Annotated in this window: 1 protein-coding gene; it reads left to right on the plus strand. The window is 57.7% G+C overall.

What is annotated here, in order from left to right; translation table 11 throughout:
- A partial coding sequence (locus tag VI01_RS25800; protein WP_045816990.1) for a hypothetical protein occupies positions 1-222 on the plus strand: 222 nt, incomplete at both ends.

Here is a 222-nt window from a genome sequence, read left to right on the forward strand (position 1 = left end):
GCGGCCGCTGCCACTGCTGAGCGGGTTCAACCTCACGACGGCCTACAGGGCGCTGGGGTGCTTTAACTCGTCGGAAACGTCTGACGCGTATTTCATTCTTTCCAACGACCGCGACGAGGTCTGGTTTATCTGTAACCGGCATCTGCGAACCGTTGTTATGCGCCATGACTGCACGGCATTCCGTTTGCCGCTCTCTTACCTGGACGAACGTTTCGTGATCGG

It is taken from the genome of Pantoea sp. SM3 (genome assembly GCF_000963995.1).
GTDB lineage: Bacteria > Pseudomonadota > Gammaproteobacteria > Enterobacterales > Enterobacteriaceae > Pantoea > Pantoea rwandensis_B.